The sequence below is a fragment of the Mesorhizobium sp. M7A.F.Ca.CA.002.15.2.1 genome (genome assembly GCF_003998715.1).
Lineage (GTDB): Bacteria > Pseudomonadota > Alphaproteobacteria > Rhizobiales > Rhizobiaceae > Mesorhizobium > Mesorhizobium ciceri.
Window position 1 is genome coordinate 1 of record NZ_RZPI01001068.1, and the last position, 1083, is coordinate 1083.

A 1083-nucleotide genomic window follows, 5' to 3' on the forward strand; every position below is an offset into this window, starting at 1 on the left:
GTCCGGATGTTGCCGGCCGTTGCCCGAATTCTCCGTTGCCTGCCGGATTTGTGTTCATTTCGCCCTACCGTTTGATCGCCCAACGAATCCCCAGCGGCAGAGTAGAGGCGAATATGGCAAAATTGACGGCACGCCAAAGCGTCGCCCGGCAGCCGGACGATCAGCCATTGTAGCGCTGGAAGACCAGCGACGCATTGGTCCCGCCAAAGCCGAACGAATTGGACAGCGCCACGTCGATCTGGCGGGCGCGCGGCTTGTTCGGCACCAGGTCGATCGCGGTTTCGCGTTCGGGGTTGTCGAGGTTGATGGTCGGCGGCGCGACATTGTCCCTGATGGCAAGGATCGAGAAGATCGCTTCGGCGGCACCGGCCGCCCCAAGCAGATGGCCGATCGACGACTTGGTCGACGACATCGAGATCTTCGATGCGGCATTGCCGACAAGCCGCTCGACAGCGCCGAGCTCGATCGTGTCGGCCATGGTCGAGGTGCCGTGCGCGTTGATGTAGTCGACGTCGGCAGGCGTAAGCTTGGCCCGGTTGAGTGCCGCCGTCATGCAACGGAAGGCACCATCGCCATCCTCGGCGGGCGCCGTGATGTGATGCGCGTCGCCGGTGAGACCATAACCCGTCACCTCGGCATAGATCTTGGCGCCGCGTGCTTTGGCATGTTCGAGCTCCTCGAGCACGACAACGCCGGCGCCCTCGCCCATGACGAAGCCGTCGCGGTCGCGATCATAGGGGCGCGACGCCGTTTGCGGCGAATCATTGCGTTCCGTCGACAGTGCCCGGCATGCGGCGAACCCGGCGATCGACAGCCGCGTCACCGGCGCTTCGGCGCCACCGGCGACCATCACGTCGGCATCGCCCCACATGATCAGCCGGGCAGCATCGCCAATGGCGTGCGCGCCGGTCGAACAGGCCGTGACGACGGCATGGTTCGGGCCTTTCAGCCCGTGCCGGATCGAAACCTGCCCGGAGACGAGATTGATGATCTGGCCCGGGATGAAGAAGGGGCTGATGCGGCGCGGGCCGCGTTCCTTGAGGATCATCGCGTTCTCGGCGATGCCCTCGATGCCGCCGATGC

The 1083-nt window shown here is 65.0% G+C and carries 1 protein-coding gene; it reads right to left on the minus strand.

Annotation, left to right across the window (positions count from 1 at the left end; all coding sequences use genetic code 11):
* Positions 1-160: 160 nt before the first annotated feature.
* Positions 161-1083, minus strand: a 923-nt coding sequence (gene fabF / locus ENZ74_RS32645; RefSeq protein WP_127313328.1) for a beta-ketoacyl-ACP synthase II, incomplete at its 5' end; no start/stop codon positions are given.